The sequence below is a fragment of the Pseudomonas sp. SR18 genome (assembly GCF_023701505.1).
Taxonomy (GTDB): Bacteria; Pseudomonadota; Gammaproteobacteria; order Pseudomonadales; family Pseudomonadaceae; genus Aquipseudomonas; species Aquipseudomonas cyclaminis.
This window is the reverse complement of record NZ_JAMQAU010000003.1, coordinates 99,330-124,520: the sequence shown is the minus strand read 5'-3', so window position 1 is coordinate 124,520 and position 25,191 is coordinate 99,330. Positions and strand designations below refer to the sequence as shown.

Annotated in this window: 15 protein-coding genes; 11 read left to right on the top strand and 4 right to left on the bottom strand. The window is 62.7% G+C overall.

What is annotated here, in order from left to right:
* Positions 1-62: 62 nt before the first annotated feature.
* On the bottom strand, positions 63-4,931 hold the full coding sequence (locus NDJ82_RS06530; RefSeq protein WP_250925139.1) for an NAD-glutamate dehydrogenase: 4,869 nt from the start codon (positions 4,929-4,931) through the stop codon (positions 63-65).
* A 492-nt stretch (positions 4,932-5,423) separates the two neighbouring features.
* Here NDJ82_RS06530 and NDJ82_RS06525 point away from each other — a divergent pair, with 492 nt between their 5' ends.
* The 10 genes from NDJ82_RS06525 (at position 5,424) to NDJ82_RS06480 (ending at position 18,497) form a co-directional block, all read left to right on the top strand.
* A complete protein-coding gene (locus NDJ82_RS06525; RefSeq protein WP_250925138.1) occupies positions 5,424-5,777 on the top strand; it encodes a hypothetical protein in 354 nt (117 codons plus the stop codon).
* A 196-nt stretch (positions 5,778-5,973) separates the two neighbouring features.
* Positions 5,974-6,933, top strand: a complete 960-nt coding sequence (locus NDJ82_RS06520; RefSeq protein WP_017739127.1) for an AAA family ATPase — start codon at positions 5,974-5,976, stop codon at positions 6,931-6,933.
* A gap of 5 nt (positions 6,934-6,938) precedes the next feature.
* Positions 6,939-7,871, top strand: coding sequence for a DUF58 domain-containing protein (locus NDJ82_RS06515; protein WP_099585379.1), 933 nt, complete (start codon positions 6,939-6,941; stop codon positions 7,869-7,871).
* Positions 7,868-8,362, top strand: coding sequence for a DUF4381 domain-containing protein (locus tag NDJ82_RS06510; RefSeq protein WP_099585380.1), 495 nt, complete (start codon positions 7,868-7,870; stop codon positions 8,360-8,362). The genes NDJ82_RS06515 and NDJ82_RS06510 overlap by 4 nt, the downstream gene beginning before the upstream one ends.
* A complete protein-coding gene (locus NDJ82_RS06505; RefSeq protein WP_099585381.1) occupies positions 8,355-9,443 on the top strand; it encodes a vWA domain-containing protein in 1,089 nt (362 codons plus the stop codon). Before NDJ82_RS06510 ends, NDJ82_RS06505 begins: the two co-directional genes overlap by 8 nt.
* Positions 9,440-11,179 (top strand): tetratricopeptide repeat protein, encoded by a 1,740-nt coding sequence (locus NDJ82_RS06500; protein WP_250925137.1) that lies wholly within the window; start codon positions 9,440-9,442, stop codon positions 11,177-11,179. Before NDJ82_RS06505 ends, NDJ82_RS06500 begins: the two co-directional genes overlap by 4 nt.
* Positions 11,176-12,816: a BatD family protein gene (locus tag NDJ82_RS06495; protein ID WP_099585383.1), complete on the top strand. Its 1,641-nt coding sequence runs from the start codon at positions 11,176-11,178 to the stop codon at positions 12,814-12,816. The genes NDJ82_RS06500 and NDJ82_RS06495 overlap by 4 nt, the downstream gene beginning before the upstream one ends.
* Before the next feature lie 214 nt (positions 12,817-13,030).
* Positions 13,031-14,272, top strand: coding sequence for an exonuclease SbcCD subunit D C-terminal domain-containing protein (locus NDJ82_RS06490; RefSeq protein WP_191958981.1), 1,242 nt, complete (start codon positions 13,031-13,033; stop codon positions 14,270-14,272).
* Positions 14,269-17,907, top strand: coding sequence for an AAA family ATPase (locus tag NDJ82_RS06485; RefSeq protein WP_250925136.1), 3,639 nt, complete (start codon positions 14,269-14,271; stop codon positions 17,905-17,907). The genes NDJ82_RS06490 and NDJ82_RS06485 overlap by 4 nt, the downstream gene beginning before the upstream one ends.
* A complete protein-coding gene (locus NDJ82_RS06480; protein ID WP_250925135.1) occupies positions 17,904-18,497 on the top strand; it encodes a glutathione S-transferase in 594 nt (197 codons plus the stop codon). The genes NDJ82_RS06485 and NDJ82_RS06480 overlap by 4 nt, the downstream gene beginning before the upstream one ends.
* Before the next feature lie 19 nt (positions 18,498-18,516).
* Here NDJ82_RS06480 and NDJ82_RS06475 read toward each other — a convergent pair whose 3' ends face one another.
* The 3 genes from NDJ82_RS06475 to NDJ82_RS06465 all read right to left on the bottom strand — a co-directional run bounded on the left by NDJ82_RS06475 (position 18,517) and on the right by NDJ82_RS06465 (position 20,305).
* Positions 18,517-18,696 (bottom strand): hypothetical protein, encoded by a 180-nt coding sequence (locus NDJ82_RS06475; RefSeq protein WP_099583244.1) that lies wholly within the window; start codon positions 18,694-18,696, stop codon positions 18,517-18,519.
* Between the two features lie 156 nt (positions 18,697-18,852).
* Positions 18,853-20,028 (bottom strand): lactonase family protein, encoded by a 1,176-nt coding sequence (locus NDJ82_RS06470; RefSeq protein WP_158877710.1) that lies wholly within the window; start codon positions 20,026-20,028, stop codon positions 18,853-18,855.
* Complete coding sequence (locus tag NDJ82_RS06465; protein ID WP_250925134.1) at positions 20,015-20,305, bottom strand: DUF5629 family protein; 291 nt, start codon at positions 20,303-20,305, stop codon at positions 20,015-20,017. Before NDJ82_RS06465 ends, NDJ82_RS06470 begins: the two co-directional genes overlap by 14 nt.
* Positions 20,306-20,483: 178 nt before the next feature.
* Between NDJ82_RS06465 and NDJ82_RS06460 the strand changes: the two genes are divergently transcribed.
* The gene (locus NDJ82_RS06460) at positions 20,484-25,157 is read left to right on the top strand and encodes a dermonecrotic toxin domain-containing protein (RefSeq protein ID WP_250925133.1); all 4,674 of its coding nucleotides are present in this window, start codon (positions 20,484-20,486) and stop codon (positions 25,155-25,157) included.
* Positions 25,158-25,191 lie beyond the last annotated feature (34 nt).

Sequence of the window (25,191 nt, the reverse complement as noted above, 5' to 3'; positions counted from 1 at the left end):
GAGCACTCCAACAAAAAGCCCCTGCATCTCAAGATACAGGGGCTTTTGTTCTAGCCGCTAAATCAAGCCAGTTGCAGCACCGACTGACCGCTCAACGCCAAGTCCAGCAACTCACGGTTGGCCACCGCGTACATGGCGTAGTCCGTGCCGACCGCAGCACGAATTTCCACCATCATGGCGACCCAGCGATCGGCCATGTCCTTGTGCTGCTCAAGCCACAGGGCCACACGGGCTTCCATGTCTTGTGGCGCGTCGGCCATTTGCAGGACAGAAATGGTGATCGCCCGTTGCTGCCAGTCCACGTCGTCGCGGAAGGCTTCGCGGGCCTGGGCCTGCCAATTGTTGGCAACCGGCAGATCACTGATCTGCTGCAGGTACCATGGCAAGTCCAGGGCGCTGCCAACGGCAAAGTAGGCCTTGGCCACTTCAGCGGCGTCATGCCCGGTCACGTCAGCGGCTTCGATGATTGGCAGCAAGGTATACAGGTGAGTCGTACCTGCAACCATGCGCGCCAACAACTCCGGCACGCCCGCTTCGGTGTAAGCCTGATAACGGTTCTGCCAACCTTCGCGGGTCGGGCCTTCCAGCAGTTCGTCGAGCTTGAGGCCCAACGCTGCCAGGTGCGGACCGAAGTGCGCGGTATCACGCCCGGCGTCCTGTTCGTTGCGACGGCTGCGCAGGAACCAACGCGTAGCGCGACGGCCCAGGCGCATCAGCTCGTCCATCAACTGCAATTGCACGTCAGCGCTAACCTGGTGGTCCAGGGCTTCGATCTGACGGAACCAGTGCGGGAGGTGGAAAATGTCACGCACGATCACGTAGGCGCCGGCCACGTTCGCCGGGCTCATGCCGGTCGACTCTTTGAGTCGTTGAACGAAAGTGATGCCCATGTGGTTGACCAGGTCGTTGGCGATCTGGGTGCTGACAATCTCACGCTTGAGGCGGTGGCGACGCATGGCTTCGCCGAACTTGGCCACCAGGCTCGGAGGGAACGCGGTCTCCATGTCACGGGTCAGGTACTCGTCATCCGGCACCTGGGACTTGAGCAACGCTTCCTTGAGGTCGATCTTGCTGTACGAGATCAGTACCGACAGTTCCGGACGGGTCAGGCCCTTGCCGTTGGCGGCGCGCTCGATGAGCTGCTCCTCGGTCGGCAGGTACTCGATGGCGCGGTCCAGCTTGCCACGGCCTTCCAGGTCGCTCATCAGGCGCTTGTACTCGGCTGCTCGCTCATAAGCCTTGCGGGCGGCCAGGGACAGAGCCTGCGTCTGCTTGTAGTTGTTGCCCAACACCAGGCTGCCGACTTCGTCGGTCATGCTCGCCAGCAACTGGTTGCGTTGCTTGTCGGTCATGTCACCGGCTTGCACCACTTCGTTGAGCAGGATCTTGATGTTCACTTCGTGGTCGGAGCAGTCCACGCCACCGGCGTTGTCGATGAAGTCGGTGTTGGAACCGCCGCCATTGAGGCCGAATTCCACACGACCCAGCTGGGTCATGCCGAGGTTACCGCCCTCGCCCACCACCTTGCAGCGCAGTTCGTTGCCGTTGACACGCAGCGCGTCGTTGGCCTTGTCGCCCACGTCGGCATGGCTTTCGGTGCTGGCCTTGACGTACGTACCGATACCACCGTTCCACAACAGGTCCACCGGCGCCTTGAGCAAGGCGTTCAGCAGTTCGGTCGGGGTCAGCTTGTCGGCCGAGATGTCGAAGCGTTCTTTCATCTGTGGCGAGATGGCAATGCTCTTCGCGCTGCGCGAGAAGATGCCGCCGCCTTCGGACATGATGCTGGTGTCGTAGTCGGTCCAGGCCGAACGCGGCAGCTCGAACATGCGCTGACGCTCGACGAAGCTGGTCGCCGGGTTCGGGTTTGGATCGATGAAGATGTGCAGGTGGTTGAAGGCGGCGACCAGTTGCAGCTTGTCGGACATCAACAGGCCGTTACCGAACACGTCACCGGCCATATCGCCGACGCCCACCACAGTGATGCTGTCTTCCTGCACATTGATGCCGCGCTCACGGAAGTGACGCTGCACGCCGACCCACGCGCCCTTGGCAGTGATGCCCATTTTCTTGTGGTCGTAACCGGCCGAACCACCGGAAGCGAACGCATCGCCCAGCCAGAAGCCGTAGTCGATGGCAATGCCGTTGGCGATGTCGGAGAAGGTCGCAGTGCCCTTGTCCGCTGCCACCACCAGATACGGGTCATCGTCGTCATGACGTACCACATTCAACGGCGGCACCAGCGCGCCGTCCTTGAGGTTGTCGGTGATGTCCAACAGGCCCGAAATGAAGATGCGGTAGCAGGCGATGCCCTCGGCCGCGATCTCGTCACGGCTGCCGCCCAGTGGCAGGCGACGCGGCAGGAAGCCGCCTTTGGCGCCCACCGGCACGATCACCGAGTTCTTCACCTGCTGGGCTTTTACCAGGCCGAGCACTTCGGTACGGAAGTCTTCTTCACGGTCGGACCAGCGCAGGCCGCCACGCGCAACGTTGCCAAAGCGCAGGTGCACGCCTTCAACCCGTGGCGAGTAGACGAAGATTTCAAACTTCGGCACCGGCTTGGGCAGCTCAGGGATCGCACGCGGGTCGAACTTGAAGCTGAAGTACGACTTGTTCTGGCCGTTGGCGTCGGTCTGGTAGAAGTTGGTACGCAGGGTGGCCTTGATCAGGTCCAGGTAGCGACGCAGGATGCGGTCTTCGTTGAGCACCTGAACATCGTCCAGGGCGCTGAGGATCGCTTGTTCCAGGCGCAGCTGCTTGTCTTCCAGGTCGTCGGCGGTGAGCTTGCGTGCCAGGTAGAAGCGCGTCTTGAACAACCGGGTCAACTCGCGGGCGATGTCGGTGTGGTTGTTCAGGGTGCTGGCGATGTAACCCAGGTCAAAGCCCAGGCGGATCTGCTTCAGGTAACGGGCGTAGGCACGCAGCAGCGCGACGTCGCGCCATGGCAGGCCGGCGGTCAGGACCAGGCGGTTGAACGCATCGTTTTCTGCATCGCCGTGGACGATGTGCACGAACGCGTCCTGCAGGGTGTCGTTGAGCTGCTGGATATCCAGGTTCACGCCTTCGGCGGCGATGAACGCGAAGTCATGGATCCAGAACTCACGGCCATTGGCGTGACGCAGGCGGTACGGGAACTCACCCAGCACGCGCAGGCCGAGGTTTTCCAGGATCGGCAGCACGTCGGACAGCGCCAGCGGGGTGTCGGCGTGGTAGAGCTTGCAATGCAGCTCGCGTTGGCCGGAGACCTGGCCCAGCGGCTGATAGAAGCTCATCACCAGCGGGTTGGCTTCGGTCAGGCTGAGCAGGTGCTGCATGTCGACCACGGCCGAATGCGCCGCGAAACGCTCGCGGTAGCCGGCCGGGAAGCCTTTCGGGAAGTCTGCCAGCACGTTGGTGCCGTGGGCTTCGCCGAAGCTTTCCACTACCAGGCTGGAGTAGTCGTCCTGCCAGCTGCGGCAGGCCTGCACCACTTCTTTTTCCAGTTGCAGCGGGTCGATGTCGAGGCGGTTCTTCGGGTCTACCCGCAGAATCAGCTGCACGCGCGCCAGCACGGATTCGGAGAAGAAAGTCCAGAACTCGCAATCCGAGGCTTTCAGGCGATCCATCAGCACTTGCTGGATCTTCTGGCGCACTTCGGTGGAATAGATGTCACGCGGCACGTAGGCCAGGCAGTAGCAGAAACGACCGTACGGGTCTTTGCGCAGGAAGACGCGGATCTTGTTACGTTCCTGGATCTGCACGATGGACATCACGGTGCTGAAGAGCTCGTCGACCGGGGTCTGGAACAGGTCGTCACGGGGCAGTACTTCAACGACCTGGGCCAGTTCCTTGCCCAGGTGCGCCTTGGCCTGGAAGCCCGAGCGGCGTTCGATCTCGGCCACTTTGCGACGGATGTACGGGATGACGCGCACGCTTTCGCCATACACCGAAGAGGTGTACAGGCCCATGAAGCGGTGTTCCTTGATCACCTTGCCGTCGGCATCGATCTCGCGGATCGACACGTAGTCCGGGTAAGCCGGGCGGTGTACGCGGCTCGGGTGCGCGGCCTTGGCGAACGACAGCACGGTCGGTTCACGCAGGTAGGACACGGCGTAGTCTTCGATGCGCAGGTCGTCGGCGGTGAGGCCGGCGCGCAGCAGCTTGGTCAGACCGAGGAACGAGCTGGCGTCATATTCGATATGCCCGCCATCCGCCTCGTCACGTACCACGAATTCTTCGTAGCCCAGGAAGGTGAAGTGGTTGCCCACCAGCCATTCCAGGAAGTTCTTGATCTCGGCTTTTTCTTCGCCGTCGATGCTGAACTGGCTGGCGTCGATGCCGGCCAGCAGGTCCTGGACCTTGGCTTTCATCGGTTCGAAATCGGCTACGGCCACCCGCACTTCGCCCAGCACCTGCTCAAGCTCTTTGCTCAACACGCTCAGTTCGGCGGCGTTGGCGCAGCGGTCGATTTCCAGGTACATCAGCGATTCTTGCTCGACGCCTTCGCCCTGGGTGCCTTTTGGCAGGATTTCCAGCAACTCGCCTTTGTTCCCACGGCGCACGCTGAGCACGGTGGTTTGCAGGGTGTGGATGCTGTAGCCGCGACGGTTCAGCTCGGTACGCACCGAGTCCACCAGGAACGGCAGGTCATGGTGCAGCACTTCGACCGCGGTGTGGGTCGACTGCCAGCCATGACGTTCGTAATCGGGGTTATAGACCCGCACTTGCGGTTGGGTGTGATCAAAGCGCTCAAGCAGGCGCCAGGCAGACAGGGTGCAACCGGCCAGGTCGGAAAGGCGACGCTGGGTCAGTTCGTCCAGGGAAATGATGCCGAAGAATTGTTCAGCGAACAGCGCCACTTGTGGCAGTGCCTGTTCACTGATGTGCTGCGCCAGTGCCGCTTGCAGTTGATGCTGGAAGTCGGCCTTGCTGGCTGCGGTGAAGAACGCCATCTGTGGTACTCCGCTTGGGCTTGTTATTGATGGAAGCGTCGCGTGTTATCCCCTTGCGGGGAGACCGTCACCTGGATTCGCAGGTCATTACTCAAACACCATAACGAATTCAGAGTGACAGGTGGGTGAAGCTGGACAAGACAGTCAGGTCACATACAACTTCCATAAGATGCACACCTTGCCGGGTGACGGTACGACGGGCAGGTCAGGCGCCTGGAACATGCGCATCCGTTGCGCAGCTTAACGAGTGTAGGAGGACTGCTCTTGCAATGCTGCGACATATTCGGTCATCAGTAAGCAGGGTTCGGGTTGCGACGAGTGCAACCCCACATTCCCACCCGTTGAAAAACGCAATTTTCAAAGCTGCGAGTGCCGAAAATGACTGGTTTTGCCCGTCAGGTCATAACGCATGTGTGACACAGGATGCAGCAGAAAATTCGCCGCAATGGCACAATCGCCCCTTGCAACGCCCTCTCCCAGACAGGATTCCCCATGCTGCAACTGAAAACCGACGCCCTGGTGGCCACTCCCTGCGACGACGAAGAAGACAACATGGCCATGCTCTGCTGCCACGGCACGACCGGCGAAATGTTCATGTTGACCCGCTATCCGGATGAAGACGAAGTCGAGCTGACCTGGGATTATGAGCCGTCGACCCTGGACGGGCTGAAGGTCACGTTGGGCGACACGACCCTGTTGGTAGAGCTGGCGGCAGGCGATGCCGATGCGCTGGGCGGCAAGGACCAACTGCAGATCACCCACGCCACCGCCGCGTCGGACATGGCCGAGCTGGAACAAACCCTGCAGAACATCCTCAAGGGCACAGGCACCTTCAACCGAACTTGAGAGCACCAAAATTCAAATGTGCGAGGGGGCTTGCCGCCTCCCACATTGACCCTGTTCCAAAACAAAATTCCTACAAGTTTTGCCAAAAATACCCGTAACGCCGTTAGTCGCCACCCCCCGCGATGCATTAAAGTAGACGCCCCAGGCCTTGGCAGTTTCCACACGCACAGGCCCTTCTCTCCAGGAACCGTCATCGATGGAACATCGTGAAGCGCTGCTTGCGCTGCGAACCTTTCTTTCTACGCAGATTCTCGGCCAGGAAAAACTCATCGATCGCCTGCTGATCGCCCTGCTCGCCGACGGCCATATGCTGGTGGAAGGCGCACCGGGACTGGCCAAGACCAAGGCCATCAAAGAGTTGGCCGAAGGGATCGAAGCGCAGTTCCATCGCATCCAGTTCACCCCCGACCTGTTGCCCGCCGACATCACCGGCACCGAGATCTATCGCCCGGAAACCGGCAGCTTCGTGTTCCAGCAAGGGCCGATCTTCCACAACCTGGTGCTGGCGGACGAAATCAACCGTGCCCCGGCCAAGGTTCAGTCGGCGCTGCTTGAGGCCATGGCCGAGCGCCAGGTCAGCGTCGGGCGCAGCACCTACGAGCTGTCGCCGCTGTTTTTGGTGATGGCCACGCAAAACCCCATCGAACAGGAAGGCACCTACCCGCTGCCCGAAGCCCAGCTCGACCGGTTCCTGATGCACGTCAAGATCGGCTTTCCCGATGCGGCCGTCGAGCGCCGTATCCTGCAACAGGCCCGTGGCGAAGCCCTCAACGGCGAAACCAAGCCCGAGCGCCGCGTCAGCCAGCAGGCAATCTTCGCCGCGCGCAAGGAAATCCTCGGCCTGTACATGGCCGATGCGGTGGAGGAATACCTGGTGCAACTGGTCATGGCCACTCGCACCCCGGCCAAGTTCGACCCGGAGATGGCCGAGTGGATTGCCTACGGCGCCAGCCCACGTGGCTCCATCGCCCTCGACCGCTGCGCCCGTGCCCACGCCTGGCTGGCCGGACGCGACTTTGTGAGCCCAGAGGATATTCAGGCCGTGCTGTTCGACGTGCTGCGCCACCGCATCATTCTGTCGTTCGAGGCCGAAGCGGCCGGGATTGACCAGGACCGCGTGGTGCAACGCATTCTTGACGTCGTTGCCGTCGCTTGAAGTCGATGAATGCCAGCGATGGGATCCGCGTCACGCTCAGCGAATTGATTGAGATGCGCCACCGCGTGCGCGAAGTGCAGCTGTTTTCCACGCCGAGCCAGCGCAGCCCGCTGATCGGCCTGCACCACTCCAAGCTGCGCGGGCGCGGCGTCGACTTCGACCAGGTGCGTGTGTACCAGGCCGGAGACGACGTGCGCACCATCGACTGGCGCGTCACCGCACGCACCCAGGAGCCGCACACCAAGCTGTTCCACGAAGAGCGCGAACGGCCGATTTTCATCATGGTCGAGCAAAGCTGCCGGCTGTTTTTCGGCTCGGGGCAGATGTTCAAGTCGGTGCTGGCGGCGCAGGCGGCGAGCCTGATCGGCTGGGCGGCCCTGGGGCACAACGATCGCGTCGGCGGCCTGGTGTTCGGCGACAACGAGCACTACGAAATCAAACCCCGGCGCAGCAAGCAAAGCCTGCTGCAACTGCTTAACCGCCTGGTGCGCGTCAACCAGAGCCTGGACACCGAAAGCCGTCCCGAAGCCGACGCCCTGGGCATGGCCCTGCGCCGTGGCCGCGAAGTGCTGCGCCCTGGCAGCCTGGTGATTGTGATTTGCGATGAACGTGCCCTCACCGACGGCGCCGAGCAACAACTGAGCCTGCTGTCACGCCATTGTGATCTGCTGCTGTTGCCGATCTCCGATCCGCTGGACCACGCCCTGCCCGCCGCCGGGCTGCTGCGTTTCGCGCAGCGAGGCGCGCAACTGGAACTCGACACGCTGAACTACGACTTGCGCCAGGCCTACAAGGCCCAGGCCGAAGCACGCATCGCCCGCTGGGAACGTCTCGCGCAAAAACTGCGGGTCCTGCTGATGCCCTTGAGCACCCAGAGCGAAATGGTCGAGCAACTGCGCGAATACCTCAACCCGCAACGCCCGGCCAAAAAACAATGAGCAGCCTCGACCAACTGCAACCGCTGATCGCCCCGCCGAGTATCGGCTTCTGGCCGCCTGCGCCGGGCTGGTGGCTGGTGCTGCTGGTGATCCCGTTGCTGGGGTGGGGGCTTTGGTCCCTGCGCCGCTTCCTGCCTGCCCGCCGCCCGGTCGCACGCGCCGAACAACCCTTGGACCCGTTGCGCATCGCCGCCCTGGCCGAATTGGCGCTGATGCCCAAACCCTACGACGGCGCGCCCGCCGGTGCCTGGTTGCAACAACTCAATGGCTTGCTCAAGCGCCTGTGCCGCAACGACTACCCTTACAGCCAGAGCCACACCCTCAACGGGCGCAAATGGCTGGCATTCCTCGACAACCGCTGCCCGGCTGCCGGCCTCACCCGCTGGATGGTGCTGGTGGAAGGCGCCTACAAACCCGAATGCAAACTCGACGACAAAGCCATCGCCGGCCTGACTCAAGCCGTCGACACCTGGATTCGCAAACATGTTTGAGTTCGCCTGGCCGTGGATCTTCGTCCTGTTGCCGCTGCCCTGGTTGATGCGGCTGGTCCTGCCAGCGGCCGACAGCGGCGAACCCGCGCTTAAAGTCAGCTACCTCGGTGACCTCGAAGGCCTGGCCAGGCGCCGCGCCCGCGTCAACTTACCGGGCTGGCGCCAGCAGGCCCCCTTCGTGGTGCTGTGGCTGCTGCTGCTAACCGCCGCCGCACGCCCGGAATGGCTCGGTGAACCGCTGCCGATTGCCGCCAGCGGCCGCGATCTACTGGTGGCAGTCGACGTGTCCGGCTCCATGGATTTCCCCGATATGCAGTGGCAGGACGAGGACGTAAGTCGCCTGTCCCTGGTCAAAAACCTATTGGGTGATTTCCTTGAACACCGCGAAGGTGACCGCGTAGGCCTGATCCTGTTCGGCAGCCAGGCGTACCTGCAAGCGCCGCTGACCTTCGACCGCCGCACCGTGCGCACCTGGCTGGATGAAGCACGCATCGGCATCGCCGGCAAAAACACTGCCATCGGCGATGCCATCGGCCTGGCCCTAAAACGCCTGCGCCAGCGCCCGGCGCAAAGCCGCGTACTGATCCTGGTCACCGACGGCGCCAACAACGCCGGGCAGATCGATCCGCTGACCGCCGCACGCCTGGCCGCCGAAGAAGGTGTGAAAATCTACCCGATCGGCATCGGCGCCGACCCCGAGCAAACCGGTTCCCTGGGCATCCTCGGCGTCAACCCGAGCCTGGACCTCGATGAACCGGCTCTCAGGGCCATTGCCGAAGCAACCGGCGGGCAATACTTCCGCGCCCGCGATGGCGAAGAGCTGCAAACCATCAAGGCAACCCTCGACCGACTCGAACCCGTCGAGCAACAACCGACCCAGGCCCGCCCGGCCCAGGCGTTGTACAGCGGCCCCCTGGCCCTGGCGCTGATCCTGAGCCTGTTGCTGGTGATCCAGGAACGCTGGCCGAACAACGCCCTGCAACGCTGGTTCAGCAAAGTGTCGAGCAAGGGGATCTTTCTGCAACAAAGTCCTGAGTGGCGCCAACGCCTTAAACGCCTGCGTTTGCGGAGGCGCCGATGATCGACCTCTGGCCGCACTGGTTCCGCCCCTGGTGGCTGTTGCTGTTGCCGCTGCTCGGCTGGTTGCTATGGCAGTTGTGGCACCGGCAAAAACGCGCCGGGCGTTGGCAGATGATCCTGCCGCCGGCCTTTCATGCCGTGCTGCTCAGCGGTGGCAGCGGCCGCGAAAGCAAATCACCGTGGGTGGTGCTCGGTATCGCCTGGCTATTGGCCGTGCTGGCCTTGCTCGGCCCCAGTTGGCAACGGGTCGAACAAACCAGCCAGAAGCCCTCCGACCCGCTGGTGGTGCTGCTGGAGCTGACCCCGGAAATGCTCGCCACCGACAGCCCGCCCAATCGTCTGGAGCAAGCCCGCCGCAAGCTGTATGACTTGTTGCAGGCGCGCACCGATGCGCAAACCGCCATCGTGGTGTATGCCGGCAGCGCCCACACGCTGGTGCCACTGTCGGACGACCTGGGCACCAGCCGCAACCTGCTCGAAGCGCTGCGTCCCTCGATCATGCCCGAGACCGGCCACCGCGCTGACCTGGCGGTGCACAAAGCCCTGGACCTGCTCAAGCACAGCGGCCTCGGCCAAGGACGCCTGCTGCTGATCGGCTCATCGCTGTCCAAGCAGGAGCGCCAGGGCATTCGCCTGTTGCTGCAAAGCAACCAGTCGCCGCCCCTGTCGATCCTCGGCATCGGCAGCCGCGAAGGCACGCCCGTCACCCAGGAAAGCGGTGAATTTCTCAAGGACGAACAAGGCGCGATTCTGGTGCCACGCCTCGACAGCCCCACGCTCAAAGCCTTCGCCAACGAGATGGGCGGGCGTTACCGTGCCGCGCGCCTGGACGATAAAGACCTGCGCCAGCTCGGCGTACTCGACCCGCCGCAAGCCCTGCGTAACGACGGCCAGCTGCTGCACCTCGACACCTGGGCCGACCAGGGTTACTGGCTGCTCTTGCCGCTGTTGCTGCTCGCCGCCTGCGCCGGGCGCCGTGGCTGGTTGTTTTGCCTGCCCTTGCTGCTGATGGCCGCCCCCCAGCCCAGCTACGCCTTCGAACTCCAGGATTTGTGGCTGCGCCCAGACCAGCAAGGCCAATACCTGCTCAAGAAAAAACGTCCCGCCGAAGCCGCCGAACACTTCCAGGATGTGCAATGGCAAGGCGTTGCCTTGTACGAAGCCGGCAACTATGCCGAAGCCATCAAGCGCTTTGCCGAAGGCAATGACGCCTACGCTCACTACAATCGCGGTAATGCCTTGGCCAGATCCGGCGCACTCGAAGCGGCTGTCGACGCCTACGAGCAAGCCCTGGAAGCCCAGCCCGACCTGCAACCAGCCCTGAAAAACAAGGCCCTGGTGGAAGCCCTGATGCAGGAGCAGGCAGCGCCCGAGCCCGAACAGCCGGCAAAAAACGAGGATGACGAAACCACCCAACCCGGCCAAACTGCGCAACAGGGCGCCAGTGGGCAAACTGCCACGGGCGGCGAGCAGTCGTCCCAGGGCCAGGGCGAAGCCGGCAGCGGTGACACCCAGACCGGCGCCACACCCCAAGCCGGCGGCAACGAAGTACCGGGCAGCGAACTGGGCGACGAGCAAACCACTACCCCGCCGCTGCGCCCCGCCGACGCCAGCCTCGACGATGAACACCGCCAAGCCCTGGAACAATGGCTGCGGGAGATCCCGGACAACCCCGGCGAACTGCTGCGACGCAAATTCTGGTACGAACAGCAACAACATCAGGACAAGACTCGATGAGCCGCCGCACCCCCCTTCTGCTTCTGCTGGCGTTGACGGCAGGCCACGCCCAGGCGGCGAACCTGGTGGCCAGTGTCGACCGCAGCCGCCTCAATTCCGGGGAAACGGTGGAGCTGACGGTGGAGTCCAGCGACGTCACCCAGTTCGGCAAACCCGACCTGTCGCCACTGGATGCACAGTTCGAAGTCAGCGGCACCCGCCAGCTCAACCAGCTCACCACCCTGGGCGGCGACAACCACGCCACCACGCGCTGGATCATCACCCTGCTGCCCAAGGAAAACGGCACCGTAGTGATCCCGCCGTTGCAAGTGGGCGAGTACTCGACCCAGCCGATCAGCCTGCAAGTGCTGGAAACCGCCAGCCAGAACAGCAACGCCGAGCTGGCGCCGGTGTTTGTCGAAGCCAGCCTCGATCAATCCAGCGTGTACGTGCAGGCACAGGCCCTGTTGACGGTGCGCGTGTACCACTCGGTGTCGCTGTATGACGACAGCAGCCTCACCCCGTTGCAGATCCCGGATGCTCGCGTGGAGCAATTGGGCGAGTCGCGCACCTATGAAAAGGTCATCAACAGCATCCGCCACGGAGTGATCGAAACCCGCTACGCGATCTACCCGCAACACAGCGGCGCCCTGGAACTGCCAACGCAGACCTTCAGCGCCACGTTGGTGGAGTCGCGCCCGCCCCAGGACAATACCCTGCAAGGCACCAAGCCGGGCAAGCTGATCCACGTGAGTTCGGCGCCGTTGGCGTTGCAGGTCAAACCCAAGCCCGAGTTGTATCCCGCCGATACGCCCTGGTTGCCGGCGCGCAGCCTGACCCTGACGGAATCCTGGAATCCAGAGCCTGAACATGTGCAAGTCGGCGACTCCCTGACCCGCAGCCTCACGGTCAAGGCCGAGGGCCTGTCCAGTGCCCAACTGCCGGCCCTCCCCAGCACGGAAATCAATGGCTTGCGCCGCTACCCGGACCAACCGGTACTTGGCAACCAGACCAGCGACCGTGGCCTGGTTGGCAGCCGCGAAGACCGCGAAGCCCTGGTCCCCAATCGGGTCGGCCCGCTGGAACTGCCACCTGTTGAAGTGGTGTGGTGGAACACCCATGAGGATCACCTTGAACGTACCAGCGTGCCCGCCCGCACCCTGCAAGTGGCGGCCAACCCGAGCCTGATGGTGGACACGCCTGCCACGCCAACCATCATCACCGCACCGGACGACAGCCGTCTGTGGCTATGGCAACTGAGCACCCTGGTCCTGGCCTGCACCACCCTGCTGGGCTTCGGCCTGTGGTGGCGTGCGCGCTGGCAACCGGCGGTGCTGCGCGCCGCACAAACCGGCCCGAGCCCGCGCACCCTGCTCGATGACCTCAAACGCGCCACCCAGGCCAACGACCCCCAGGCCACCCGCCAGGCGCTGGATGCCTGGGCGCGGCAGCAGCCGGAAACCCTGGCGGACATGGCGGCGCGCTTCGTGCCGCTGTCGGATGCGCTGGATGGGTTGAACGGTGCGCTGTACAGCGAGAGCGGCCAGTACTGGCTGGGCGAAGACCTGTGGCGCGCGATAAAAGCCATCCCCATGACCGAGCGCGTGCAAGACTCGGCGACGGACACCACCAGCTTGCCGCCGCTGTATCCCAAGTAACCCCCTTGTGGCGAGCGCTGGGCAGCCTGCACACCGCATAACCCTTGTGGGAGGGCGCTTGCCCCCGATGGCGGTGGGTCCGTCAAAAAAGAGCAGGCTGACCCACCGCCATCGGAGGCAAGCCTCCTCCCACATTGGATCGGCGTCGTCTGGAGCAGCGTGTTCGCAATACAGGTAAACTCCCCTCCTTTTCCTCTTCCCCACGGAGTTCGCCTTGCGTCTGTTTCATACCTCCGACTGGCACTTGGGCCAAAACCTGCACGGCCAGGAACGCGACTTCGAACACGCCTGTTTCCTTGAATGGCTGCTGGGCCAACTGAAACTGCACGGCCCCGATTCGCTGCTGATCGCCGGCGATATCTTCGACACGGTCAACCCGCCGCTCAAGGCCCAGGAGCGGCTGTATGACTTCATCATCAGCGCCCATGAACAAAACCCCAACCTGACCATCGTGATGATCGCCGGCAACCACGATTCCGGCTCGCGCATCGAGTTGCCCGCGCCGTTGATGCGGCGCCTGCGCACCCATGCCCTGGGCCGCGTGCTGTGGCTGGATGACGGGCAGTTGGATGCCGACCGGCTGCTGATCCCGCTGCCGGATGCCAAAGGCAAGATCGCCGCCTGGTGCCTGGCCCTGCCCTTCCTGCGGCCAGCGGAAGTCACCGGCGCCCAGCTGGGTGACGATTACCTGCGTGGAATCGGCCAGGTACATGAATGGCTGATCGCCGCCGCCAACGCCAAACGCAAAAAAGGCCAGGCGCTGATTGCCATTAGCCATGCGCACATGGCCGGTGGTTCGGTGTCGGAAGACTCCGAACGCAGCCTGATCATCGGCAATGCCGAGGCACTGCCCGCCAAACTGTTCGACAAAAGTGTCGCCTACGTTGCCCTCGGTCATTTGCACAAGCCGCAAAAGGTCAATGGCGAGGAGCGCATTCGCTACAGCGGCTCACCGATACCCTTGTCGTTCTCCGAAATCGGCTACAAGCACCAGATTCTCGATGTGACCTTCCAGGGCCAATGCCTGGTGAGTGTCGAACCGCTGCTGATTCCCCGCTCGGTCGACCTGCAACGCCTCGAAGCCGCGCCCCTGGCGGATATCCTCAAGCAGTTGGCAGAGCTGCCCGACATCGACCTGCTCGCCGAAACCCAGCGCCACCCGTGGCTGGAAGTGCGTGTACGCCTCGACGAACCGCAACCGGACCTGCGCCAACAGATCGAAACCGCCCTGCAAGGCAAGGCCGTGCGCCTGGTGCGCATCGCCGCCGAGTACGCCGGCAAACGCGGTAGCGATGCCACTGACGAAGAGCGCTTGATCGAACTCGACCAACTCACGCCCCAAGAGCTGTTCAGCCGCGCCTGGCAGGACAGCTACGGCAGTGAAGTGGATGAACAGACCCTGAAGGACTTCGCCGTGCTGCTCCAGGAAGTGCAACAGCAGGAGGAACAGCCATGAAGATCCTCGCCATCCGCCTGAAAAACCTCGCCTCCCTGGCGGGCCCGTTCGAAATCGACTTTACCGCCGAGCCCCTGGCCAGTGCGGGTCTGTTCGCCATCACCGGGCCGACCGGCGCCGGTAAAAGCACGTTGCTCGATGCACTGTGCCTGGCGCTGTTTGGCGCCGTGCCGCGCCTGGGCGATACCGGCCAGGCCAAGATGCCCGATGCCGACACCGATATTTCCATCGGCGATCCACGCACCCTGATCCGTCGTGGCACCGGCGGCGGCTATGCCGAGGTGGATTTTGTCGGCGTCAGTGGCCGCCGCTACCGTGCGCGCTGGGAAGCCAATCGCGCCCGCGACAAAGCCAGCGGCAAGCTGCAGAACAGCCGGCAAAGCCTGATGGACCTGGACAGCGACCAACTGCTGGCCAGCCAGAAGACCGAATACAAGACCCAGTTGGAACTGGCCCTGGGTCTGAACTTCGAGCAATTCACCCGCGCCGTACTGCTGGCCCAGAGTGAGTTCAGCGCCTTCCTCAAGGCCAACGACAACGAGCGCAGCGAACTGCTGGAAAAGCTCACCGATACCGCGCTCTATACCCAACTGGGTCGCCGCGCATTCGACAAGGCCAAGGACGCCAAGGACACGCACAAGCAGCTGCAGGATCAGGCCACTGGCGTGGTACCCCTGGCCGCCGAAGCCCGCGCCGAGCTGGATCAGCAACTGGCCGACGCCCAGCAGCACTTCAAGTCTCAGCAGGCCCAGCTAAAGCAGTTGGAATTGCAGCACACCTGGCTCAAGGAACTGCGCGAATGGCAGGAACGCCAACTCAGTGCCACCGAACAGTTGCATCGCGCCCAATGCGACTGGGATAGCCAGGGCCCGCAACGCCAGGACCTGAGCCGGCTGGAGCAATTGGCGCCGCAACGCCATCACTTTGCACGACAGGCTGAACTCGGCACGTTGCTGACCCCGCTGGCAGCGCAGATTCAGCAGCACATCGAGCAGCAAAACGCCCTGCACGCCCGTCAGCAACACGCGCAGCTGCAACAAGCGACGGCACAAAGTGCCTTGGCTCAAGCGCTGAGCAACCAAGCAGACGCGGCGCCGCTATTGCGCCAGGCCTTCGAAGCGCAAATCACCCTCGCCCACTTGACCCGTGACCTGGCCAAGCGCACGGAGGAAAAACAGCAGCAGGAAACCGCCTGCACCGAGGGCCACGCCCTGCTCAAGGGCCTGCAAGACAAACACACCCAGGTTGCCGAGCGCCTGCAACGTTTGTCTGCCGAGCTTGAGCGCAGTGCCAGCCTCGCCCCCCTGAGCGAAGCCTGGAACGCCTACCGCGACCGCCTGCAACAGCTGATGCTGATCGGCAACCGCCTGAACAAAGGCCAGGCCGAACTGCCTCAACTGCAAGAACGCGCCACCACCTCGGCCGACACGTTTGCCCAGCAACGCGAAGCCCTCGACCTGCTCTATCAAGAAGCCGGCGCCGAACCCCACGCCGTGGCCGAACAGGTGCAACTGCTGGCCAGCCTGCTGCAAGACAATCGCAAGCAACAGCGCGCCTTCGAAGACCTGACGCGCCTGTGGGACAGCCAGCAGCAGCTGGACCAGCACGCCGCTGCCCTCACGCAAAAGCTCGCCGACGCCGCGCAGCAACGGGACCAACTGAACCAGGCCGGCCTGCACACCAAGGCCGAACTGGCGGTCGCCGAGCAGACGTTGACGGTCACCCGGCAATTGCTGGAACGCCAGCGCCTGGCGCGCAGTGCCAGCGTCGAAGAGCTGCGCGAACAGTTGCAAGATGATCAGCCCTGCCCAGTCTGCGGCAGCCATGAGCACCCCTATCACCAACCCGAAGCGTTGCTGCACAGTCTCGGCCGCCACGATGAAAACGAGGAGGCCACGGCGCAGAAAGCCGTCGACACGCTCAAGGAAAAACTCACCGAATTGCGCGCTGAAGTGGGCGGCTTGATTGCCCAGCAGAAGGAATTCCTGCAACAGCAAGAGCAGTTGGCAATCCAGCAACAGGGCCTTGCGCCGAGCCTTGAAGCTCACCCGTTGTCCGCCTCGCTGCTCAACCAGGACGCGGCCAAACGCAGCGACTGGTTGACCCAGCAACTAAGCCAACTGACGCAGAGCATTGCCCAGGACGAACAACGCCAGGGCGCCCTGCTCAACCTGCAACAGAACGCCGGGCGCCTGCAGCAGCAACTGCAACTGGCCCAGGAGGCGAGCCAGCAGGCCCGCCAATTGATGCTGGACCAGCAGCGCGAGCTGTCCAACGACCGCGAGCGTCTTGATGAAGAACTCCAGGCCTTCGCCAGCCTGCTGCCGGCCGACACCCTCGAAGGCTTGCGCAACGAACCGGCCGCGACCTTTATGTTGCTCGACCAGCAGGTGAGCCAGCGCCTTGAGCAACTGGGTCATCAGCACGATGAACTGACCGAGCAACAGGAGCGCCAGCAGGCCATCGAGAAAGAACACACCCACCAGCAACATCGCCAGCAGCAACTCGATGCGCTGAACCAGCAATTCACCGAGCTGGCGGCCCGGCAACAGGTGGCCCAGGACACACTCCGTACACTGCTGGGCGAGCACGCCAGCGCTGAACAGTGGCAGCAACAACTGGAGCAGGCCGTGGTGCAGTCGCGCCAGAGCGAAACCGACGCCAACCAACAGTTGCAGGTCATCCACAACGAGCTGATCCAACTCGCCGCTGACCTCAAATCCCGCCAGGAACGTCAGCACACCCTGGACGCTGAACGGCAGGAACTCGAAACACGCCTCGCACAGTGGCGCGCCCTGCACCCTGAGCTGGATGACACTGGCCTGACACGGCTTCTGGCGTTCGACGACGCCCAGGTCAGCGCACTGCGCCAACAGCTGCAGGCCAGCGAAAAGGCCGTCGAACAAGCCAAGGTCCTGCTGCAAGAGCGCGAGCAACGCCTCGCCGAACATCAGGCTTCGCACAACGGCAACCTGGATGCCGAGCAATTGGACAGCGCCCTGGCCAGCCTCAATCAACAGCTGGCTGAAGGCGAAAAACAGGTGGCTGAACTGCGTGCGCTTCAGTCCGAGGACCAACGCCGCCAGGATGCCAACCATGCGCTGGCCGAGCGCATCACCCAGGCCTATGAAGAGTGGCAACGCTGGGCGCGCTTGAATGCGTTGATCGGCTCGGCCACCGGCGATACGTTCCGCAAGATCGCCCAGGCCTACAACCTTGACCTGCTGGTGCATCACGCCAACGTGCAACTGCGCCAACTGGTGCGCCGCTACCGCCTCAAGCGCGGTGGCAGCATGCTCGGGTTACTGGTGATGGACACGGAAATGGGCGACGAACTGCGCTCGGTGCATTCCTTGTCCGGCGGCGAGACGTTCCTGGTGTCGCTGGCGCTGGCCTTGGGCCTGGCGTCGATGGCGTCCAGCACGCTGAAGATCGAGTCACTGTTTATCGACGAAGGCTTCGGCAGCCTCGACCCGGAGTCCCTGCAATTGGCGATGGATGCCCTGGACGGCTTGCAGGCCCAGGGCCGCAAAGTCGCGGTGATTTCCCACGTGCAGGAAATGCATGAGCGCATCCCCGTGCAGATCCAGGTCAAGCGCCAGGGCAACGGCCTGAGCACCCTGGAGGTCAAGTGAGCGAGGCGCTGCTGTATTCGTTTCGCCGGTGCCCGTACGCCATGCGCGCACGCCTGGCCTTGCGGTATTCGGGCGTGCCGGTGCAGATCATCGAGGTGAGCCTGAAAGCCAAGCCGGCAGAGATGCTGGCGCTGTCGCCCAAGGGCACGGTGCCGGTGTTGAGTGTGGACGGTCAGGTCATCGACGAGAGCCTGGCGATCATGCAATGGGCGCTGGCGCAGAACGACCCTGACGATTGGTTGCTGCAGGGCGATGCCAGGGTGTTGGAGTTGATTGCCGAGAACGATTCAGCGTTCAAGCATCATTTGAATCGATACAAATATGCCGAACGCTACCCCGAGCAGCCAATGGAGCATTATCGGGCCGAGGGCGCGGTATTTTTGCAGAAGCTTGAGGACTTGCTGGCGGGGACCGACTACTTGCTGGCCGACCATTTGAGCCTGGCCGATGTGGCACTGGCGCCGTTTGTGCGCCAGTTTGCTCATGTGGATCGGGAGTGGTTTGCAGGGGCACCGTATCAGCGGCTAGCGGTTTGGCTACAACGTTTTCTGGACTCGCCGCTGTTTCTCACGGTGATGGCAAAACCTTGAGCCCTGCACACCCTGGCGTTCAGTGCTGAGTCTTGTGATCCAGGGCCGCATAGAAGTTGGCGCTTTGTTGCAGGTATTTCTGGGTGTAGGCGCTGGTGCTCGATTGCTTGCCGCTGACGTCCACGCTGGCGGACGCGGGCAAGGCCACGGTGGCGGAAACAGCAGAGGCCGCGATGATCGAGAAGAGATTGAAGTTCATGTCGGTAACCCTTGTGTGCGTTTGGTTGGGTGGCCGGTGAAGGCCTTGGAACCCAACTTACGCCCGAGGGTTGAACCTTAGAAATGCTTTGAAACACTAGCCGCTATCAACACAATTAATAGAAAGGCTCAGGCCCCGCAGTGCGGGGCCTGTGGCTTATTGACGCACCAGGAACTTGAGGTCGCTAGGGGCATCAATCGGTAATTTCTGCACGGTTTTACCCAGCAGGCCGGTCTTGGGGTCACGTTCGACCACCACGATTTCATTGCTCTTCTGGTTGGCGATCAGCAGGAACTTGCCGCTCGGGTCCAGGCTGAACTCACGCGGGTGGTCACCTTCCACGGAGCGGCGCTGGACTTCCTTGAGGTGCGCGGTCGCCGGGTCGATGCTGAACACCAGCAGCTGGTTGGCGGTGCCACGGTTGCTCACATACAGGAATTTGCCATCACCGGAGGCGTGCAGCGCGGCGCCCGCCTTGTCGGAAACCGGTTGCCCGGCAGCGAACTCCACCAATTGTGTCTGCGTGAGCTTACCGTCGTGATAATCGAACACCGCGACCTGCGCGCTCATCTCGGTGGTCAGCCAGGCGTGTTTGCCATCGGCGCTGAACAGCAAGTGACGCGGACCGCTGCCGGGCGGTAATTGCACCGAGGCCGGATTGGCCGGGGTCAGTGGCAATTCGTGATTGGCCTTGGGATCGTAGCGGTAGGCAAACAGCTTGTCCGCCCCCAGGTCCTGCACGAACACATACTTGCCATCTGGCGACGACACCACCGAGTGCACATGGTTGGACGCCTGGCGCTCAGGGTTCACGCGACTGGCCGGATGCCCGCTCAACTGCACCGGCGCCGACAGTTTGCCGGTGGCGTCCACCGGCAGGATCGCCAGGCTGCCGCCCGGATCTTCCAGCACCGAATAGTTGGCGACAAACAGGTAACGCCCGTCCCCGGCGACGCTGGAGTGCGTCGGCTCGTTGCCCAGGCTCTGCACCTGGTTGATCAGGGTGAGCTGATGACTCTTCGGATCAATGCTGTAGCTGCTGACCCGACCTACAGCGTCCGTCTGGCCCGGGCCATTTTCGTTGACCACAAACAGGTGCTTCTGGTCTTTGGAGACCGTCAGCCAGGACGGGTTGGCCGCCTTGGCCGCCAGCACCGGCGGGCCCTGGAGCTGGCCGGTACGGCTGTCGAATTGCAGGCGGTAGATACCCTCACTGCTGCCGGCGGTGTAGCTGCCGACCAACAGTTCATAGGTGTCGGCCGGGGCGGCTTGCACCGACATCGCACCGACACTGCCGGCCATCAACAGGGGCCAGAATTTACGCATCATCATCGGCTTCATCCTCGTCGTTATTGTTGCCGGTGAAGCCGCTCATGCAGATCAGGCGGTGCTCGCCCGAATCACCGGTAAGGAGCCAGCTTTGCAAGGTGGTGTCGAAAGTAGCCGCCTGCACCTGAGCCGTGCTGAACTCCCAGCGTTTTTCCTCACGGCCGTCCATGGCGGTGATCAGCAATTTCTGGGCATAGAGGTGAAACTCAAAGGCATGCAGGCCATCGATTTCAAGCATGGCGCTGGTGGCAAGTTCAGCCAGCAAGGTCTTAGCAGTCATCAGGGTCATTCATCAGCAAGAAAGACACTGATGATAGGCCAATCCTTCACGCCTTTCTTCCTTCGCGTTGCCCGGCCATAGCCGGCTACCGCCTGCGGCCCGCCCACAGACACCATGCTTGGCTGAAATGACCTCGCCTGATCCAGGCGGCGCGCCCTAGAAAAGGACTTTTACGCCCATGCCCTCTCCTGCCCTCCCTGAAGACCTGACGGCCCAGGTGGTGAGCCAGCAATTTGCTGGCCTCGCGACCCTGGAAACAATCATCCGCCCTCTGCTCCTGGGTGCCATCAATGAACGCTACCCCTCATTGGCGATCGACCTGTCCCTTACCCGACTGGCCATTCCACAGCCCTCCGGTGGCTGGAAACTCCAACCCTTGATAGACGTCGTCTACCAGTACCTGGGCAGCAATGGCCCACTGGACTTCAGTGACGTCAATGACACCGCCTATTACCTGTCCGACGCTCCGCCCAAGCCCCTGGAGCTGCCGGGTACCACTACAGAAAAGCTGGACATGAAGGTCATCGAGGACGTGATCCGGGAATTGCCCGCGACCCTGCCGATTGCCCTGCAGGACGTGTTGATCCGTTTCTGGAATGAGGACGCGGACAACGGTGTCAGCCGCTGGCGCTGGCTCACCGATATGCTCAGGAGCACCTTGCAGGCCGCCGCTCTCGGCCAGCCGACGCTGGATGAGACAGCCCGCCAAACCCTCGACCAGCTCACCACCACCCCAGACCGCGCCCAGCGCATGGCACGCTACGGTGAGCATGCCGTGATGGCCTACGGTATCGAGACCACACTTGATAACAAGGGCCGCAGTGCTCGCCTGCTTTCCGAGCACCTGCTGCTGACCCGCGTCATCAACGGCCAAGCGCCGGTGCTGCTGTGTACACCCAGTGGCCGGGTTGAACACTTTACGTCCCTGGATGACTTCACCACCGCCTGGGAACAGCGCATCAGCGCGCAGTATCAAGCCCAGACAATCACCTGCAACCGCTACGAACCCGAAGGCTCGATCTTCGACCACCAGGCAGCGATCATCCTCAACCAGCAACTGGAAAACCTTGCCGACCTGAACCTGCCACTGGATCAAAGCCCGGCGACACTGCAAGCGTTGTACCGCGAATTCACCGACCCAGGGCGATACTTTATCGATGCCCCGCCAGACCGCCTGCCGCACCTCAGGACCGTGCGGGCGCTCATGCCCGACCCATTGCGCGATGCGCTCCCCGCCGATCGTTCCCGTTACCGGCAATACAGCCTGGCCCTGGCCAGCGCAAAGCAGCGGGCGCAAGGACGCACCTTCCTCAGTGACATTGACGACATCCACACCTACACGGTCCGCGCCCTGCAGCAAGCGTTGCAGCGCGAGGCCGCCAGGGCCGCAGCCCCCGCGCCCCAGGCCGCATTGAACCCCGATGATGTGATGTTGACGTTCGTGGTAGCCGCCGGTTACCCCGGCGGCGCCGGTATCGTCGAACACGTGAACATGAGCCTCACCGAACTGGCCATCAATAACCTGTCCGCCCGTCCCAGCGGCCAACTGTCGATTGCCCATCGCCACGGCACCCCGCTGCCGGACTGGTTGACGGCGGAGTACCTCACGGGCAGTGATGGCTTGATCGAACAAGTCGACATCGGCAAACACTACCCCCTGCAGCTTAAACAAGCCCTGCTGAGCGACACACCTGACGCACAGCGACGCGAAGTCCTGTTTACCGATCAACAGCGCGTGCAGTTGCCGTTGCTGGCCTTGGAGCTGAGCCTCCAGGGCGCGGCCGGCGTGACGCCCCAAGGCGTCAACATGGTCGACGCGTTGATGCAGCCCGAGAGTGCAGACCAGCACGTCAACAACCATCCCGTGGCGATTCGTCACCTGGCATTCTCGCGTGCCCCAGGCGCCCCAGCGGATACGGTCAGCGCCATGTACCTCATTGAGTACCAGAATCTTGAGAGTGGCCCGCACCTCCTGTATCGACCGCTGTATGCCGAACCGCTGCGCGAGTTCGCCAACCGTGCTGCGCTGTTCGAGGCCATCGCCGAGCCCGGAGCGTTACAAACCAGCGTGCTGACTTGGCTGCCCGACAACGTGCGGCCGATCTACGACCAGGGCGGCTTTCGCCAACCCCATTACGTGCGCTTTGGCCAAGGCGACGAATTCGCGCCACTGTACACGCCGCCGCCGGCGACCCTCGCCGGCAATGGCCTCAACGATGAACTGCAACAATGCCTGGTGACCGGGCAATTGATGCGCTACCTGTTCAGCGACCACGCCCGGGCCCTGGTGGATCAGGCCGAACGCGCGTCGGTGTCCAACAACGAAAGCCGCTGGCAAGTGTTGATGGAAGGCGCAAGCTTGCTGTTCGGCAGCCTGCTGTTGCCGGTACTGCGTGGCCCGGCGATGCTTACCGGATGGTTACTGACCCTGTTCGCCAGCGTTACCCGGGATATTCAGGCCCTCAGCAGCCAGCCCCCCCTCGACGGGGAACAGGGCGCCATCGACTTGTTGCTCAACGTCGCGATGGCGTTGCTGGACTTCCCATCGGTGCAGACACGACCACCACCGTTGGCCCCGGCCATCCGGCAACGGGCTTTGCACGCACCCATACCTCGCCGTGATGCCTCGCGCTGGCCGCCCCTGCCTTCCCCGCAGCGCCGCCAAGGCACCGTGGCCCTGGCCGGAAAACTGCCGCGCGACAACCGTACGGCCCTGGATTTCAGTTTCGCCCAGGCAAGCCAGCGCCTCACACCAAGCCAGCGTATGCGCCTTGCGGCATTTAAAGTCGCCACGCCACCCACCTTGCCCCAGCCCGTGTTGAACGGCCCAAGCAGAGGCTTGTACCTGATCGAAAACCACTGGCACGCCCAGGTTGAGGGGGACCTGTTCCAGGTCGTTCTGGACGACGATGGCAGCGTGGTGATCGTCGACCATGCCGACAGCAAGCGGCGCGGCCCCTACCTGCGTACCAACGCAAAGGGTGTCTGGTCCGTCGATACCCGGCTGCGGCTACACGGGGGCATGCCGCCAAAACGGATTGCCGCCGAACGCCAGCGCAAGGCACTGCGTATCAGTGAGTTGCAAGGTGAGTATGAGCAGATGCTGGCAAACCAACAGGAACGGCAACGCACAGTGGACGCGGCCCAGGCCGCGATGGAAAACGCCGAACAGAATGCCCGATTCAGCGAGGTGCAGCGGGCCAACGCGCGCAAGCACTTCGACGATGCCCTCAGAACCCAGACCCGCGATTACCTGAAGATCCTCAACAGCGCCCAGGAACGCAACGAACTGAACATTCCACTGCCGCTCAAGAGCACCCTGGCGCTTTTGGAGAACACCATCAATAACGCCCGCAAACATGTGGTGGTCGCAGAAACAGACAGGCAAGCACTCTACCGCGCCCATCCTTCGTTCACCCGTGATAGCGCCGCCCTGTACCGGGCGGTGCTCAGCGAACCGATGGTTTATCGACAGTTCCTCCATCAAATGCTGGACATCAATGAACGCAGTATCCGCGGGCTTGAGTCCGAGGATCGTCATCTGGAGCAGTTATTCAATCTCGGCTCCTCCGGTGCCGACGCGTTCAAACGCTTGACTCCGGACCGACCGAACGAGAACAGCGCCCTGGCCATCAAGGATCTGCAAATCCGCTGCCTGAAACTGCTGGTCGTCAAAGACATCCAGCATCCGCTGTTCATTGCGTTTGACACCATTGTCGAGCCGCTGCAACAGCATTTGCGCACCCACAGTGAACTCAACAGGCTGGAACTGTCGGCCAGTGATCGCCTGAGTGTGCTGGAGAGCCTGGTGGAGCACTATGGTCGCGCCCTGGATTCGTTGCAGGGCTTGGGTATCGTTGACGCCGGCGTGCTGGACCCGACCTACAACAGCAAACTGTTCACCTTGCTCGATGAGCTCTACCAGGACGTCACGCGACGCTTGGCCAGCGAAGTCAAACCTCCTGCGCAAACCAGCCGACGGCCACCCCGGCGCCCTGCCGCGACCACGGGAAGACCCGCAAAAAAGGTCATTCGGACCCGAAAAAAGGCCACGCTTATCGGCGAGGTAAAACCCGTTGGTAACGTGGAAATCGTCGAGGTGCGAGACGAAGCCAACGACCAACTGCTGGGAATGTACTCGCAGGACGGTGACGACTGGGTCGAGTTCGTCGAAGCAACGCCTGCCCAGCCGCCCGCTGCCCCGCGCGAGTTCGGCCTGGTCAAAGGCAATGCGCGCAAGCTGCTGGCGATGGTTGAAGAGCACCTGCGTCGGGGCGACGACTACAGGAAAATCTGCAAGCATCCGCAAGAGGTCGAGGAGATCCTGCAGTACGAAGCGGTCCGCTACGACAAGCTGGCCACGGAGCTGGACCGGCTGATTCAGGCCCAGGCCGAAAGCGCCCGCACCGTCGCGGACCAGACGCTGGTGGCCGACCTGCGTGAAGCTGGACGACGCCTGAGCGCTCGCGGCAAGGCCCTGCGTATTCAATTGAGCCTGGAACTGCCGCCGACTCACGGCAACCTTGAATACCTGATCGGCGAAAAACAGGTCAGCGTGTCCAGGTGGAATGTACGGTTTCAATTAAAAGGCGAGCGTCGGGACTTCATCCAGGAATACGCGGTGAATGACCAGCAAGGCAAACCGCTGTGGTTCGCGCACTTTCATTACCCGGCCGCCAATACACCCAAGGCCGGCTACACCGCCGCCCACTTGAAAACCGCTGCGCAACGAACGCAGAGCTACTACTCGTTACTGGCCCAGGCTCAGAGCCCGCAGACGGTGGTGGATGTACACCGTGGGCTGATCGGCAAGGCGTTGGCCGAGCGCTGGTTTTTGTCGCTCGAACCCTGAGGCCAGAACATCCCACTAACAGCACGCGCGCATA